The sequence below is a fragment of the Nocardioides sp. S5-5 genome (assembly GCF_054954065.1).
In genome coordinates, this window is record NZ_CP199913.1 from 277,870 (window position 1) to 292,995 (window position 15,126).

Here is a 15,126-nt window from a genome sequence, read left to right on the forward strand (position 1 = left end):
TCAGCCGGGCGTACGCTGGTGAGGTGAGCACCACCGTCAATGTGCAGGACGCGAAGACCCGGCTGTCGGAGCTCCTCAAGCGGGTCGAGGCGGGCGAGGACATCATCATCGCCCGGGCCGGGAAGCCGATTGCCGAGCTGCGAGCCATCGAGAAGCCGCGCCTGGTGTTCGGCCGCTTCGCTCACCTCGGTCCGGTGCCGGAGTCGTTCTTCGATCCACTGACAGAGGAGGAGTTGGCGCTCTGGGAGGACGGCGGGCCCGAGGACCCGCTCAACTGGTGAGGCTGCTGCTGGACACCCATGTCGTGTTCTGGCTCGCCAGCGACGCCGAGCGAGTCCCGTCCCGGGTGAGACGTGCCCTTGTCGAGGCGGAGGAGCGCGTCGTGAGCGCCGTCAGCGCCTACGAGATCGCCTTCAAGGCGCAGGTCGGCAAGTTGCCCGGCGGACGGCTGGTGATTGCCGGCTGGCAGCAGGTGCTGGTGGACCTGCTCGCTGACGAGGGGACGCTGACCGCGGGAGACATGGCACGAGCCGGCGCGCTGGACTGGGCGCACCGGGACCCGTTCGACCGGATGCTTGTCGCGCAGGCCCAGGCCGGGGGACTGGTGCTGGTCACGGCCGATGCACGGATCCGAGGGTTTGCCGACGTGCAGACGTACTGGGGATGACCTGCTCGGTGTACTTAAAGTCAGTCTTGACTGTTTGTTAGTCACCGCGCCATGCTGGCGTCGTGACCACGCCCGCGACCGCCCGCGTCCCGCAGGAGGAGCGCACCCGCGCCATGCGGCAGCGATTGATGGACGCGACGGTGGAGCTGCTGGTCGAGAAGGGCTTCGGTGGTACGACGACCACCCTGGTCTCGGAGCGGGCCGGCGTCAGCCGCGGGGCCCAGCTGCACCACTTCCCGACCAAGAACGACCTGGTCGTCGCGGCGGTCGGTCACCTCACCGCGCTCCGGGGCTCCGACCTCGAGGCCGCGGTGGCCCGGCTGCCGCAGGGCCGCGGGCGCACCGAGGCGGTGATGCAGATGCTGGGCGAGCACTTCGCCTCGCCGGTGTTCACCGCGGCGCTCGAGCTCTGGGTCGCCGCGCGCACCGACCCCAGCCTGCACGAGGCGGTCGCGCCGCTGGAGCAGCACGTCGGCCGCGAGACGCACCGGTTGACCGTCGAGCTGCTCGGTGTCGACGAGTCGCAGCCCGGCGCCCGCGAGCTGGTGCAGGCGACGCTCGACCTGGTGCGCGGTCTCGGCCTCGCCAACACGCTCGGCGACGACGCCCGTCGTCGCCGCCGGATCCTCACCGAGTGGGCCCGCACCCTGGACGCGGCCCTGAGCAAGGAGAGCTGATGACGGTTCTGGACGGCATTCTCGCCGATCTCGCGGCCGAGGGCGACGCGCTCCGCGCGGTGGTCGCGGGCCTCGACGACGCGGGCTGGCGCACGGCCACACCCGCGGAGGGGTGGGACATCGCGACGACGATCGGCCACCTGACCTGGACCGACGAGGTCGCCGTCCTCGCCTCGCTGGCGCACACCGGGGGCGGGAAGCAGGCCTGGGACGCGGTCGTGCTGGACGCCATCAACGACCCCTCGGGCTTCGTCGACGCGCAGGCCCTGGCGCTCGGAGCCGTGCCGCCGCAGCGATTGCTGACCCGCTGGGACGCGGGTCGCGACGTGCTCGCCGCCGCGCTCCGCAACGTGCCTGAAGGCCTCAAGCTGCCGTGGTTCGGCCCGCCGATGTCGCCGACGTCGATGGCCACTGCCCGCTACATGGAGACCTGGGCCCATGCCCTCGACGTGTACGACGCCCTCGGCACCCGACCCGAGGCCACCGATCGGATCCGCCATGTCGCCCACATCGGCGTGCGCACCCGCGACTTCGCCTACGCCAACAACGGGCTGGAGGCGCCGGCCGAGGAGTTCCGGGTCGAGCTGACGGCTCCTTCTGGGGCTTTGTGGACCTGGGGGGCCGCGGAAGCGACGCAAAAGGTGACGGGAGCCTCCTACGAGTTCTGCCAGCTGGTCACCCAGCGCATCCACCGCGACGACACCGCGCTGAAGGCGGTCGGCGAGGACGCCGAGAGGTGGCTCACCATCGCGCAGGCGTTCGCCGGCCCCGCCGGCGGCGGGAGGGACCCCCGATGACCCGGCCGATCAGGATCGCCAACTGCTCCGGCTTCTACGGCGACCGCCTCTCCGCCCTGCGCGAGCAGCTCGACGGGGGAGAGGTCGACGTCATCACCGGCGACTACCTCGCCGAGCTGACCATGCTGATCCTCGGCATGGACACCCTGCGCGACGCCGACCTCGGCTACGCGCGCACCTTCCTCACGCAGCTCGAGGACACCCTCGGCCTCGCGCTCGACAAGGGCGTGAAGATCGTCAGCAACGCCGGTGGGCTCAACCCCGCCGCGCTCGCCGCCAAGATCCAGGCGCTCGGCACCGGCGCCAAGGTCGCGTACGTCGAGGGCGACGACCTCCGCTCGGCCCAGCTGTTCGAGGGCGCGCTCACCGCCAACGCCTACCTCGGCGCATTCGGCATCGCGTCCGCGCTGAGCAACGGCGCCGACGTCGTCGTCACCGGACGCGTGACCGACGCCAGCGTCGTCGTCGGTCCCGCGATCGCTCACCACGGCTGGACCGCGGTCGACCACGACGCCCTGGCCGGTGCGGTCGTGGCGGGCCACGTCATCGAGTGCGGCACCCAGGCCACCGGCGGCAACTTCTCCGGCTTCACCGACCTGTTCCGGGCCGGCGCGCCGATGACGAGGCCGCTCGGCTTCCCGATCGCCGAGATCGCCGCCGACGGCGGCAGCGTGATCACCAAGCACGAGGGCACCGGCGGCGCGGTCACCGTCGACACGGTCACCGCGCAGCTGCTCTACGAGATCCAGACGACCCGCTACCTCAACCCCGACGTCACCACCCGTCTCGACTCGATCCGCCTGCACCAGCAGGGACCGGACCGGGTCGAGATCGGCGGCGTCACCGGCGCCCCTCCGGCGGAGCGGCTCAAGGTCGCGGTCAACCGGCTGGGTGGGTACCGCAACCAGGTCGAGTTCGTGCTCACCGGCCTCGACATCGACGCCAAGGCCGCCTGGCTGCGCGGCCAGCTCGACCCGCAGCTCACCGCGGCCGACGTGACCTGGACCCAGACCCCCGCGCGCGGCGGTGACGCCGACACCGAGGAAGGCGCCTCGGTCATCCTGCGCTGCATCGGCAAGGACCCCGAGGCCGGCCCGCTCGGCAAGCCGTTCACCGGCCCCGCGGTCGAGCTCGCGCTGGCGAGCTACCCGGGCTTCACGATGACCACGCCGCCCCAGAAGCCCAGTCCGTTCGGCATCTACACCCCCGAGTACGTCGACCGGGCCCAGGTGCGGCACACCGTGGTCCACCACGACGGCACCCGCGAGGTGATCGCCGACCCGACCACGTTCGCCGACCCCGCGGAGCTCGACCCCGCGCTCGGCAGGCGGCCCTCGCCGTACCCCGCCCCGGCCGACACCATCACCCGCCGGATGCCGCTCGGCACCTTCGTGCATGCCCGCTCCGGCGACAAGGGCGGCAACGCCAACCTCGGCCTGTGGGTGAAGAACGACGGCTCGCCGAAGTACGAGGCCCGCGTGCAGTGGCTCGCCAAGATCGTCAAGGACCGCAAGGTCCGCGAGCTGGTCCCCGAGGCGAAGGACCTCGACGTCGACGTCTACGTGCTGCCCAACCTGGGCGCCGTCAACATCGTGATCCACGGCCTGCTCGGCGACGGCGTCGCCGCGTCCACCCGGTTCGACCCGCAGGCCAAGGGCCTGGGCGAGTGGGTCCGCAGCCGGATCGTCCACATCCAGGAGGACCTCGTCTGATGCGTTGGAGCGACGAGCGCCAGGCGCTCAAGGAGTCGGCGACCGAGTTCGCGCGCCGCGAGATCATGCCGAGCCTGCAGGAGTGGGAGGACGCCGGCGAGCTACCGCGCAGCCTCACCGAGGCCGCCGCCAAGGCCGGCCTGCTGGCGGTCGGCTACCCGGAGGCGGCCGGCGGCGAGGGCGGCGACCTGCTCGACGCTTGCGCGCTGCAGGAGGGGCTGATGGAGGCGGGCGCGTCCGGCGGGCTGATGGCCTCGCTGTTCACGCACGGCATCTCGGTCCCCCACATGGTGGAGAACGGCTCGCCGTACCTCATCGACCGCTATGTCCGCCCCACGCTGGTCGGGGAGAAGATCGGCAGCCTCGGCATCACCGAGCCCGGCGGAGGATCCGACGTCGCGGGGATCATCACCAAGGCGGTGCGCGACGGCGACCGCTACGTGATCAACGGTGCCAAGACCTTCATCACCTCGGCGGTGCGCGGCGACTTCGTGGTGACCGCCTGTCGCACCGGCGAGGCCGGCCATGCCGGCATCTCGCTGATCGTCGTCGACAAGGGCACCCCGGGCTTCACCGTGCAGCGCAGCCTGAAGAAGATGGGCTGGCACTGCTCCGACACCGCCGAGCTGTCGTACGCCGACGTCCGGGTCCCGGTCGAGAACCTGGTCGGGCAGGAGAACCAGGGCTTCTACTACATCGCCCAGCAGTTCGTGGTCGAGCGGATCTTCCTCGCGCTGATGGGCTACGGCCACGCGAAGCGCTGCCTCGACCTCGCGGCGGCGTACACCCGCGAGCGCGAGACCTTCGGCAAGCCGCTCAACAAGAACCAGGTCGTGCGCGCCCAGCTGGTCGAGATGCACCGGCAGGTCGAGGTCGCGCGCACGTACACGCTCGACGTCGCCGCTCGCCACGTCGCCGGCGAGAACGTGATCGCCGAGGCCTGCCTGGCCAAGCAGACGTCCGTCGACACCGCGGTCGCGGTCTCCGACATCGCGGTCCAGCTGCACGGCGGCGCCGGGTACATGCACGGCACCGAGGTCGAGCGGCACTACCGCGACGCCCGGCTGCTCCCGATCGGCGGCGGCGCGACCGAGGTGCTGACCGACCTGGCCGCCCGACTGCTGGGCTACGCGTGATGGAGCTGATCAAGCCGCTGGGCGGCGAGGTGACGGTCCACATGAAGGCGCCGGTCGAGGAGGTCTGGGCGCTGGTCAGCGACGTGACCCGGATCGGCGAGTTCTCGCCCGAGACCTTCGAGGCGGTCTGGACCCACGGCGCGACCGGGCCGGAGGTCGGCGCCCGGTTCAAGGGACACGTGAAGCGCAACGGCGTCGGCCCGACGTACTGGACGCCCTGCACGGTCACGCAGTGCGTCGCGAACGAGGTCTTCGAGTTCGGTGTCGGGCTCGACGACAACCCGATCAACACCTGGGGCTACCGGATGCAGCCGGAGAACGGCGGCACCAGCGTCACGGAGTACTTCCGGCTGGCGCCGGCCTGGTACCTGCGCGGCTACTGGCTGCTGCTGGGCCGGTTGCGCGGCAAGACCAACGAGCGCGGCATGCGCACGACCCTGGAGAGGATGAAGGCGGTGGTGGAGGCGTGACGACACGGACCCCCGAGCAGGAGCGGCGTACGGCCATGGAGGCCAAGATCGCCGACCTGCACGTCGAGCAGACCAAGGCGGTCGAGGCCGGCGGCAAGTACGTCGCCCGGCACCGCGAGCGCGGCAAGCTCACCGCCCGCGAGCGGATCGAGCTGCTCGTCGACGAGGGCTCGGCCTTCCTCGAGCTGATGCCGCTCGCCGGCTGGGGCAGCGACTTCGCGGTCGGCGCCTCGCTGGTGACCGGCATCGGCGTCGTCGAGGGCATCGAGTGCATGATCGTCGCCAACGACCCCACGGTGAAGGGCGGCGCCCTCAACCCGTGGTCGCTGAGGAAGTCCTTCCGGGCCGGTGAGATCGCCGAGAAGAACCTCCTCCCGCTGATCAACCTCACCGAGTCCGGCGGCGCGGACCTGCCCACCCAGAAGGAGATCTTCATCCCCGGCGGCCGTGGCTTCCGCGACCTCACCCGGGCCAGCGCCCGCAAGCAGCCCACCATCTCGGTGGTCTTCGGCAACTCCACCGCGGGCGGCGCGTACGTCCCCGGCATGAGCGACTACGTGATCATGGTCAAGGAGCAGGCCAAGGTGTTCCTGGCCGGACCGCCGCTGGTGAAGATGGCGACCGGCGAGGAGTCCGACGACGAGACCCTCGGCGGCGCCGAGATGCACTCACGGATCTCCGGCTCCTCGGACTTCCTCGCGGTCGACGAGCGTGACGCGATCCGGCTCGCCCGTCGTACCGTGGCGCGGCTGAACTGGCGCAAGCAGGGCGAGGTCCCCGCGACGTCCTACGCCGAGCCCGACCTCGACCCCGAGGACCTGCTCGACCTGATCCCGACCGACCTCAAGGAGCCCTTCGACCCCCGCGAGGCGATCCTGCGGATCGTCGACGGCACCGGACCGGGCAACGAGCAGCCCTTCGACGAGTTCAAGCCGCTCTACGGCTCGGCGCTGTGCGTCGGGTGGGCCCAGCTGCACGGCCACCCGATCGGCATCCTCGCCAACGCGCGCGGCGTGCTGATGAGCGAGGAGGCCCAGAAGGCCGCGCAGTTCATCCAGCTGGCCAACCAGAAGGACACGCCGCTGCTGTTCCTGCACAACACCACCGGCTACATGGTCGGCGCGGAGTACGAGCAGGGCGGCATCATCAAGCACGGCGCGATGATGATCAACGCGGTCTCCAACTCGACGGTGCCGCACCTGACGGTGATCATGGGCTCGTCGTACGGCGCCGGCAACTACGGCATGAACGGCCGCGCCTACGACCCCCGTTTCCTGTTCACCTGGCCCTCGGCGAAGTCGTCGGTGATGGGCCCGGCCCAGCTCGCCGGCGTGCTCGAGATCGTGGCCCGCGAGTCCGCGGAGAAGAAGGGCCAGCCCTTCGACGCCGAGGGCTTCGTGGCCATCAAGGAGATGGTCGAGCAGCAGATCGAGGAGCAGTCGCTGCCCTACGTCCTGTCCGGGATGGTCTACGACGACGGCGTGATCGACCCGCGCGACACCCGGACGGTCCTCGGCATCTGCCTGTCCGTCATCGACAACCAGCCGATCGAGGGCGCCATGAACTTCGGCGTCTTCCGGATGTGAGGGCTCCCATGACGATCACCCGAATCCTGGTCGCCAACCGCGGCGAGATCGCCCGTCGCGTCTTCCGCACCTGCCGCGACCTCGGCATCGAGACGGTGGCGGTGCACTCCGACGCCGACGCGGAGCTGCCGTTCGTGCGGGAGGCGGATGCCGCCGTACGGCTGCCGGGGAACACGCCCGCCGAGACCTACCTGCGCGGCGACCTCGTCATCGCCGCCGCGCGGAGGTCCGGCGCCGACGCGATCCACCCCGGCTACGGCTTCCTCTCCGAGAACGCCGGCTTCGCCCGCCAGGTCGCCGATGCCGGCCTCGTCTGGCTAGGTCCGGACCCGTCCTCGATCGACTCGATGGGCTCCAAGATCGAGAGCAAGTTGCTGATGGACGCGGCCGGCGTGCCGGTCCTCGGCAACCTCACCGTCGTGGCGAAGCCGCAGGGGAGCGCCAGCGACCGACTGCCCACCGCGACCGAGGCGGACCTGCCGCTGCTGGTCAAGGCGTCCGCCGGCGGCGGCGGCCGCGGCATGCGCGTCGTCCGTACCCTCGGCGAGCTGGCCGGCGAGGTCGAGAAGGCGTCGGCCGAGGCCGAGTCCGCCTTCGGCGACGGCACCGTCTTCGTCGAGCCGTACGTCGAGCGCGGCCGCCACGTCGAGGTCCAGGTCGTCGGCGACCGGGCGGGCAACGTCGAGGTCTTCGGCACCCGTGACTGCTCGCTGCAGCGCCGCCACCAGAAGGTCGTCGAGGAGGCACCCGCCCCCGGCCTGTCCGACACGGTGCGCACCGCCATGCACGACGCCGCGCGGGCCGCGGCCCAGGCGGTCGACTACGTCGGCGCCGGCACCGTGGAGTTCCTCTACGACGCCGACACCGAGCGGTTCTTCTTCTTGGAGATGAACACCCGGCTCCAGGTCGAGCACCCGGTGTCCGAGCTGATCCACGGCGTCGACCTGGTCGAGCTGCAGATCGCGGTCGCCGAAGGCCGGCCGGTCCCGGCCGTCATGGAGCCGGTGGGCCACGCGATCGAGGTCCGCCTCTACGCCGAGGACCCGGCCGCCGACTACGCCCCGCAGGTCGGGCGGCTGCTCGAGCTGGAGGTCGAGCACGACGGCGCCTTCGCGCTCGACGGCTTCGGCACCCGCCTCGACACCGGCTTCGAGACGGGATCGGACGTCGGCACCTTCTACGACGCGATGCTGTCGAAGGTGATCGTCTGGGCGCCGACCCGCGAGCAGGCCGCCCGCTCGCTGGCTCGGGTGCTGGAGCGGGCCCGGATCCACGGCCTGGTCACCAACCGCGACCAGCTGGTCGCCTCGCTGCGGCACCCCGGCTTCCTCGACCCGGCTGGCCTGACCACCTCCTTCTACGGCGACCACCCGGAGACCCTGGTCGCCGCGGGCGCCGACGACCTGCTGCCGCTGGTCGGCGCGGTCGCGCTCGCCGAGCACCGCCGTACCGGGGCGAAGGTGCAGTCCCGGATCCCGGCCGGCTTCCGCAACGTGGTGGCCGCGCCCCGCTCGACCCGGTTCGGCGTGGGCGCCGAGGACGTCGACGTGCTCTGGTACGGCGGCCGCGACGGCTACCGCAGCGCCGACCGCGACGACGTCACGGTCGTCTCGGCATCGCCCTCCGCGGTGGTCGTGGACGTCGACGGGGTCACCCGCCGCTACCAGGCGCGGGTCGTGGAGGACGCCGTCCTCGTCGACGGCCCGCGCGGCGGCGCCACGCTGCGGATCGTGCCGCGCTTCGTCGACCCGTCGACCCAGGTCGCCGCCGGCTCCCTGCTCGCGCCGATGCCGGGCAGCGTGGTCTCGGTCAGCGCGGCGGTCGGGGACGTCGTACAGGAAGGACAGACCATCCTCGTGATGGAGGCCATGAAGATGCAGCACACCATCGCGGCGCCGTACGCCGGCACCGTGACCGAGCTGTCGGCGACCGCCGGCCAGCAGGTCGAGGCGGGCGTCGTGCTCGCCATCGTCGAGGCCGCAGAGGCCGCCGAGTCCGAAGGAGAGGACGCATGACCATCCCGTTCACCGAGTCCGAGGAGCGGGTCGCCCTGCGCGACTCCATCAAGGCCCTCGCCGGCAAGTACGGCCACGCCTATGTCGCCGAGCAGGCCCGCAAGGGCGAGAAGACGACCGCGCTGTGGGACGACTTCGGCAAGCACGGCTTCATCGGCGTCAACATCCCCGAGGAGTACGGCGGCGGCGGTGGCGGCATGGGCGATCTGGCGGCCGTCCTCGAGGAGGCGTCGGCCCAGGGCGCGCCGCTGCTGATGATGGTCGTCTCGCCGGCGATCGTCGGCTCGATCATCACCCGCTGCGGCACCGAGGAGCAGAAGCAGCGGTGGCTGCCGGGGATCGCCAGCGGCGAGACCGTCGCGGCGTTCGCCATCACCGAGCCCGACGCCGGCTCCAACAGCCACCAGATCACCACCACCGCCACCCGCGACGGCGACGCGTGGGTGATCAAGGGCCAGAAGACGTTCATCTCCGGCGTCGACGAGGCCGACGTGATCCTGGTCGTGGCGCGCACCGCCGACGCCAAGACCGGCAAGCTCAAGCCCGCGCTCTTCCTGATGCCGACCGACGCTCCCGGCCTCGAAAAGCAGCACATCCCGATGGAGTTCGTCGCGCCGGAGAAGCAGTGGACGCTCTTCTTCGACGACGTCCGGCTGCCCGACGACGCGCTGGTCGGCGACGAGGACGGCGGCCTGTGGCAGCTCTTCGCCGGCCTCAACCCGGAGCGGATCATGGGCGCGGCGATGACCTGCGGCCAGGCCCGCTACGCGCTGGAGAAGGCGGTCGAGTACGCCAAGACCCGCACGGTCTGGAAGGACCAGCCGATCGGCGCCCACCAGGGCATCGCGCACCCGCTGGCCAAGGTGAAGATCGAGCTCGAGCAGGCCCGCCTGCTCATGCAGAAGGCGGCCGCGCTCTACGACGCCGGCGACGACTTCACCGCGGGCGAGTACGCCAACATGGCCAAGTACGCCGGCGGCGAGATCGCCTGCAACGCCCTCGACGTCGCCGTCCAGACCCACGGCGGAAGCGGCCTGACCACCGAGCTCGGACTCGGCAACCAGCTCGTCGCCGCCCGCCTCGGCCGGATCGCCCCCGTCAGCCGGGAGATGATCCTCAACTTCGTCGCCATGCACAGCCTGGGTCTGCCGAAGTCGTACTGACGAGGGGCCGGCGTAGGGCATGATCCCGCCATGCTGCGGTTCCTGCCCTACGCCCTCGTCGGCATCCTCTGGCTCTACTGCCTGATCGACGTCATCACCTCGCGCGAGGACAGCGTCCGCAACCTCGCCAAGTCGTGGTGGCTGCTGATCGTGCTGTTCTTCCCGCTCGCCGGGTCGATCGCGTGGTTCGTCGCGGGGCGCCCGCTGGCCGAGCGGCCGCTGACGCGCGGCCAGGGCGCGGCGCCGAGCTTTCCGGAGTACGAGCGCCGCGGCCGGTTCGCCGCCGCGGACCCGGAGAAGGACGACGACTTCCTGCGCAGGGTGCGGGAGCGGGCCGAGGAGCAGCGGCGCTCCTATGAGCTCACGAGGCGCGAGGAGGAGCGGCGCAAGCAGGAGGGGACCGACCCGGCCTGAGGCGTCTGTCCCGAGCCGCAACGGGTACATCGGGAGGATGGACGACGAGGTTCTCCACGGATACCTGCAGCACCACTGGGTCGGGTCCACCGCCGGTGAGTCGCTCTTCCGGCGTGTGGCCGGCACCCATGCCATCGCCGCGGTGGCAGCGGCCGTGGGCCGGCTCGCGAGCGAGGTGGCCGAGGAGCGCGAGACGCTGCGGGGGATTATGCGGGGCGTCGGCGTCGAGCCGAGCACGCTCGGCACGGTCACCGCGAAGGTCGGCGCGGAGCTCGGCCGGCTCAAGCCCAACGGCCGCCTGCTCACCCGCGCCCCGCTGACCGACCTGGTCGAGATCGAGGCGCTGCGGATCGCGGTCCATGGCAAGCGCAGTGGCTGGGAGGTGCTGCGCTCGGTCGCGGACGACGATCCCCGGCTCGACCCGGCCCTCCTCGACGACCTCATCGCCCGCTCGGACCGCCAGCTCGAGACGCTGGCTCACCTGCACCTCACCACCGCGCGCCGGCGGATCGCGGCCTGACTGCGCTCCCCGACCCTGCCGCCGCCGGACCCGCGCGTGGGTGATGGGATCGGCCCGTGGGCGGCGTGCTGGAGGGCTTCGGGACGATCGCGATCGTGATCGCCCTCGGCGCGCTCCTGGCCGACCGCGGCATCGTCGACCTGCCCGGTCAGCGCAGCCTGTCGCTCGCCTCCTTCTACCTCGCCAGTCCGGCCCTGCTCGTCACCGTGCTCGAGGACTCCGACCCCTCCCGGGTGCTGTCCGGGCCCCTGGTGGCGACGGCGGTCGGCGTGGTGGTCAGCGCCGGGATCATGGTCGTGGTCGCCCGGGCCCGCCGCCTCGACCACGGCACCGCGGTGGTGGTCAGCCTGTGCTCGGCGTACGTCAACGCGGGCAACCTCGGCATCCCGATCGCGGCGTACGCCCTCGGCGACGCCGCCCTGGTCGTCCCCGCGCTGCTCATGCAGCTGCTGGTGCTCCAGCCGCTCGCGCTGACCGTCCTCGACGTGGTGACCAGCCCGGAGCGGCCCTCGGTCCTCAAGGTCCTGTCCCGTCCGGTCACCAACCCGCTCACCATCGCCTCCTTCGCGGGCCTGCTCCTGGCCGCCACCGACACCGAGCTGCCGCAGGTCGTCCACGCGCCGCTGGAGCTGGTGGGTGGGATGGCGGTGCCCGCCATGCTGATCGCGTACGGCGTCGCGCTCCGCCTCGGCCCGCTCCCCGGGCGCGGGGTCACGCCGCGCGCGCTGGCCACGGTCACCTCGCTGAAGATGGTGGTGCAGCCCGCCGCGGCGTACGTCGTGGGGCGGTTCGGGGTCGGTCTCGAGGGCACCGACCTGTTCGCGGTCACGCTGCTCTCGGCGCTGCCGACCGCGCAGAACGTGTTCGTGGTGGCGCTGAGATACGAGCGTGGGGTGTTGCTCGCGCGCGACGCCATCTTCGTGTCGACCCTGGCCTCGGCGCCGGTCGCGGCCGTGATCTCGGCGCTGCTCGCCTGACCACGCGGGCCGACCCTCCCGTGGCGCGCGGGGGCGATGTCATAGGTTGCGCCTGTGGGAGTTGTCGGTGACATGGATCGGGCGCAGCGGAAGCGCTCCGCTGTCGGCTTCCCTCTTGCCGTCGTCTACAAGTTCTTCGACGACCAGGGCAACTACCTCGCGGCGATCCTGACCTTCTACGCGTTCTTGTCGATCTTCCCGCTCATGCTGCTCGGTACGTCGATCCTCGGCTTCGTCCTCGAGGGGCGCGAGACGCTGCAGGAGCAGGTCCTGGACTCGGCGCTGGGGCAGTTCCCGATCATCGGCGACGCGCTCGGCCGGCCGGAGGGCATCCAGGGGTCGACGGGCGGCATCATCGTCGGCTCCCTGACGGCGCTGTACGGCGCGCTCGGGCTCGGCCTGGGCCTGCAGAACGTGCAGTCCGCGGCCTGGGCGGTGCCCCGCAACAGCCGGCCGCACCCGGTGATGACCCGGGTCAACAGCCTGTTCATCCTGGCGGTCGCCGGCACGGCCATCTTCACGGTCTTCGTCGGCTCCGCGGTGCTGACGGAGACCAAGCTGGTCGGCGACCTGTCCACGCACGGCTGGTTCCACTGGCTGGTGCGGCTGCTGTCGGTGATCCTCCTCGGCCTGATGATGACGGTGCTGTTGCGGATGGCTGCCGCTCGGGCGATCCGGGACCGCGGGATCCGGGCCGCGCCGGGCGGGTTCACGGTCGCGGTGCTGTGGCAGTTCCTGCAGTGGATCGGCACCTGGTACGTCACCAACGTCATCGCCAGTACCCATCGCAACAACATGACCGAGGCCTTCGGCGTCGTCCTCGGCCTGATGGGTCTGCTCTACATCGGTGCGGTCATGGGGGTCTTGGGCATCGAGGTCAACGTCGTGCTCGCCCGCAAGCTGTGGCCGCGCGCCCTGCTGACGCCGTTCACCGACTCGGTCGACCTCACCGAGGCGGATCGCCGGGCCTACGCCATGTATGCCCAGATGCAACGGCACAAGGGCTTCGAGACCGTCGCGGTGCGCTTCGACGGGCGCGACGGCGACTCGCACGAGATCGTGCTCGACCCGCGCACCGAGAAGGTCCACAAGCAGCACATCCCCGGCCGGCCGCCGCGCCCCGAGGCGGCCGAGGAGCCGACCCAGCCGGTGCACCTGCCGCCGTCCGGCTGACTACGGTTGTCCTTGACACGATCAGTCGGATGAGGAGGACTCCCCATGAGTCAGCAGGTGAAGGCCGTCGTCGCGAAGGCCAAGGGTGCGCCGGTCGAGGTCGTCACCATCAACGTCCCCGACCCGGGTCCGGGCGAGGCGGTGGTGAAGGTGCTCTCGTGCGGGGTGTGTCATACGGATCTGCACTACCGTGAGGGTGGGATCAACGACGACTTCCCGTTCCTGCTCGGTCACGAGGCCTCCGGGATCGTGGAGGCGGTCGGCCCGGACGTGACCGGCGTGGTGCCGGGTGACTTCGTGGTGCTGAACTGGCGTGCGGTGTGCGGGCAGTGCCGGGCGTGCAAGCGGGGTGAGGCGCAGTATTGCTTCAACACCCACAACGCGACCCAGAAGATGACCTTGGCGGACGGCACCGAGCTGTCCCCGGCTCTGGGCATCGGCGCGTTCGCGGAGACGACCCTGGTCGCCGCGGGTCAGTGCACGAAGGTCGACGGGTCGGCTCGCCCGGCGGCGGTGGGTCTGCTCGGGTGTGGCGTGATGGCCGGGATCGGTGCGGCGATCAACACCGGTGCGGTGGGCCGTGGGAGGTCGATCGCGGTCATCGGGTGTGGTGGTGTCGGGGTGGCCGCGATCGCGGGTGCTGCTTTGGCGGGCGCCAGTCCGATCATCGCGGTCGACATCGACGCGAAGAAGTTGGAGAAGGCCAAGGCGATGGGTGCGACCCACACCGTCGACTCCTCGGCTGTGGATCCGGTGGCGGAGATCAAGCGGATCTGCGGCGAGACCTACGAGGGTGCTGAGGGTGCTGATGTGGTGGTCGAGGCGGTCGGTCGCCCCGAGACCTGGCGGCAGGCGTTCTATGCCCGGGATCTGGCGGGCACGGTGGTGCTGGTCGGTGTCCCGACCCCGGACATGAAGGTCCCGGATCTGCCGTTGATCGACGTGTTCGGTCGTGGTGGGGCGTTGAAGTCGTCCTGGTACGGCGACTGCCTGCCCTCGCGGGACTTCCCGATGCTGGTCGACCTGTATCAGCAGGGTCGGCTGGATCTGGACGCGTTCGTGAGTGAGGAGATCGGGCTCGGCGACATCGAGGCGGCGTTCGAGAAGATGCATCACGGTGACGTGCTGCGGTCCGTGGTGATCCTGTGAGCGCTGCGTCGACTGCTCGGGTCGACCACGCGGTCACCTCGGGCACGTTCTCTCTGGACGGGGAGACGTTCGAGGTCGACAACAACGTGTGGGTCGTGGGCGACGAGGTCGAGTGCATCGTGATCGACGCCCCGCACAGCGTGGAGGACATCCTGGCCGTGGTCGCCGGCCGCCGGGTCAAGGCCATCGTGTGTACCCACGCCCACGACGACCACGTCCGGGTCGCCCCCGCGCTGCGGGAGAAGGTCAACGACGGGTCGGGGGCGCCGATCCTGCTGCACCCTGACGACCGGCCGCTGTGGGAGCTGACCCACGGGGGCGACCAGGGGTACCTGTGGGATGTCGACCTCGCCGACGGGCAGAGGATCGAGGTGGGCGGTACGACGCTGCAGGTGCTCCACACCCCGGGTCACGCGCCCGGGGCGGTGTGCCTGTACGCGCCGGACCTGGGCTGTGTCTTCACCGGTGACACCCTGTTCCACGGGGGTCCGGGTGCGACCGGCCGCTCCTTCAGCGACCGGCCCACCCTGGAGGACTCCATCCGCAAGAGGCTGTTCGACCTCCCGGCCGACACGGTGGTCCACACCGGCCACGGCGCGGACACCACCATCGCCGCGGAGCTGGCGAACCTGGGCGCCTGACCCGGGCCGCCGCACCGCGCTGTAACGTG

16 protein-coding genes are annotated in these 15,126 nt (G+C 71.1%); all 16 read left to right on the forward strand.

Annotation, left to right across the window (positions count from 1 at the left end):
- Positions 1 to 23 precede the first annotated feature (23 nt).
- The 16 genes from ACUP6Y_RS01245 (at position 24) to ACUP6Y_RS01320 (ending at position 15,097) form a co-directional block, all read left to right on the forward strand.
- Positions 24 to 281 carry a type II toxin-antitoxin system Phd/YefM family antitoxin gene (locus ACUP6Y_RS01245; protein ID WP_462553784.1) on the forward strand — a complete coding sequence of 86 codons (258 nt, stop codon included), beginning with the start codon at positions 24 to 26 and terminating at the stop codon, positions 279 to 281.
- On the forward strand, positions 278 to 667 hold the full coding sequence (locus ACUP6Y_RS01250) for a type II toxin-antitoxin system VapC family toxin (protein WP_462553785.1): 390 nt from the start codon (positions 278 to 280) through the stop codon (positions 665 to 667). The genes ACUP6Y_RS01245 and ACUP6Y_RS01250 overlap by 4 nt, the downstream gene beginning before the upstream one ends.
- Positions 668 to 729: 62 nt before the next feature.
- Entirely contained in the window at positions 730 to 1,344 is a 615-nt protein-coding gene (locus ACUP6Y_RS01255; protein ID WP_462553786.1) for a TetR/AcrR family transcriptional regulator, read from the forward strand.
- Positions 1,344 to 2,141 (forward strand): TIGR03084 family metal-binding protein, encoded by a 798-nt coding sequence (locus ACUP6Y_RS01260; RefSeq protein ID WP_462553787.1) that lies wholly within the window; start codon positions 1,344 to 1,346, stop codon positions 2,139 to 2,141. Before ACUP6Y_RS01255 ends, ACUP6Y_RS01260 begins: the two co-directional genes overlap by 1 nt.
- On the forward strand, positions 2,138 to 3,853 hold the full coding sequence (locus tag ACUP6Y_RS01265; protein WP_462553788.1) for an acyclic terpene utilization AtuA family protein: 1,716 nt from the start codon (positions 2,138 to 2,140) through the stop codon (positions 3,851 to 3,853). The genes ACUP6Y_RS01260 and ACUP6Y_RS01265 overlap by 4 nt, the downstream gene beginning before the upstream one ends.
- Positions 3,853 to 4,989 (forward strand): acyl-CoA dehydrogenase family protein, encoded by a 1,137-nt coding sequence (locus ACUP6Y_RS01270; protein WP_462553789.1) that lies wholly within the window; start codon positions 3,853 to 3,855, stop codon positions 4,987 to 4,989. The genes ACUP6Y_RS01265 and ACUP6Y_RS01270 overlap by 1 nt, the downstream gene beginning before the upstream one ends.
- The gene (locus tag ACUP6Y_RS01275; protein ID WP_462553790.1) at positions 4,989 to 5,459 is read left to right on the forward strand and encodes an SRPBCC family protein; all 471 of its coding nucleotides are present in this window, start codon (positions 4,989 to 4,991) and stop codon (positions 5,457 to 5,459) included. Before ACUP6Y_RS01270 ends, ACUP6Y_RS01275 begins: the two co-directional genes overlap by 1 nt.
- A gap of 35 nt (positions 5,460 to 5,494) precedes the next feature.
- Positions 5,495 to 7,045 (forward strand): acyl-CoA carboxylase subunit beta, encoded by a 1,551-nt coding sequence (locus ACUP6Y_RS01280; RefSeq protein ID WP_462556587.1) that lies wholly within the window; start codon positions 5,495 to 5,497, stop codon positions 7,043 to 7,045.
- Between the two features lie 8 nt (positions 7,046 to 7,053).
- Positions 7,054 to 9,060 carry an acetyl/propionyl/methylcrotonyl-CoA carboxylase subunit alpha gene (locus tag ACUP6Y_RS01285; RefSeq protein WP_462553791.1) on the forward strand — a complete coding sequence of 669 codons (2,007 nt, stop codon included), beginning with the start codon at positions 7,054 to 7,056 and terminating at the stop codon, positions 9,058 to 9,060.
- Positions 9,057 to 10,223: an acyl-CoA dehydrogenase family protein gene (locus tag ACUP6Y_RS01290; protein WP_462553792.1), complete on the forward strand. Its 1,167-nt coding sequence runs from the start codon at positions 9,057 to 9,059 to the stop codon at positions 10,221 to 10,223. Before ACUP6Y_RS01285 ends, ACUP6Y_RS01290 begins: the two co-directional genes overlap by 4 nt.
- Positions 10,224 to 10,253: 30 nt before the next feature.
- Positions 10,254 to 10,637, forward strand: a complete 384-nt coding sequence (locus ACUP6Y_RS01295) for a PLD nuclease N-terminal domain-containing protein (RefSeq protein WP_462553793.1) — start codon at positions 10,254 to 10,256, stop codon at positions 10,635 to 10,637.
- 37 nt (positions 10,638 to 10,674) lie between these two features.
- Positions 10,675 to 11,157 carry a hypothetical protein gene (locus ACUP6Y_RS01300; RefSeq protein WP_462553794.1) on the forward strand — a complete coding sequence of 161 codons (483 nt, stop codon included), beginning with the start codon at positions 10,675 to 10,677 and terminating at the stop codon, positions 11,155 to 11,157.
- 56 nt (positions 11,158 to 11,213) lie between these two features.
- On the forward strand, positions 11,214 to 12,134 hold the full coding sequence (locus ACUP6Y_RS01305; protein ID WP_462553795.1) for an AEC family transporter: 921 nt from the start codon (positions 11,214 to 11,216) through the stop codon (positions 12,132 to 12,134).
- Positions 12,135 to 12,188: 54 nt separating this feature from the next.
- Entirely contained in the window at positions 12,189 to 13,307 is a 1,119-nt protein-coding gene (locus tag ACUP6Y_RS01310; protein WP_462553796.1) for a YihY/virulence factor BrkB family protein, read from the forward strand.
- 45 nt (positions 13,308 to 13,352) lie between these two features.
- The gene (locus ACUP6Y_RS01315; RefSeq protein ID WP_462553797.1) at positions 13,353 to 14,456 is read left to right on the forward strand and encodes an S-(hydroxymethyl)mycothiol dehydrogenase; all 1,104 of its coding nucleotides are present in this window, start codon (positions 13,353 to 13,355) and stop codon (positions 14,454 to 14,456) included.
- Positions 14,453 to 15,097, forward strand: coding sequence for an MBL fold metallo-hydrolase (locus ACUP6Y_RS01320; protein ID WP_462553798.1), 645 nt, complete (start codon positions 14,453 to 14,455; stop codon positions 15,095 to 15,097). The genes ACUP6Y_RS01315 and ACUP6Y_RS01320 overlap by 4 nt, the downstream gene beginning before the upstream one ends.
- Positions 15,098 to 15,126: the final 29 nt, after the last annotated feature.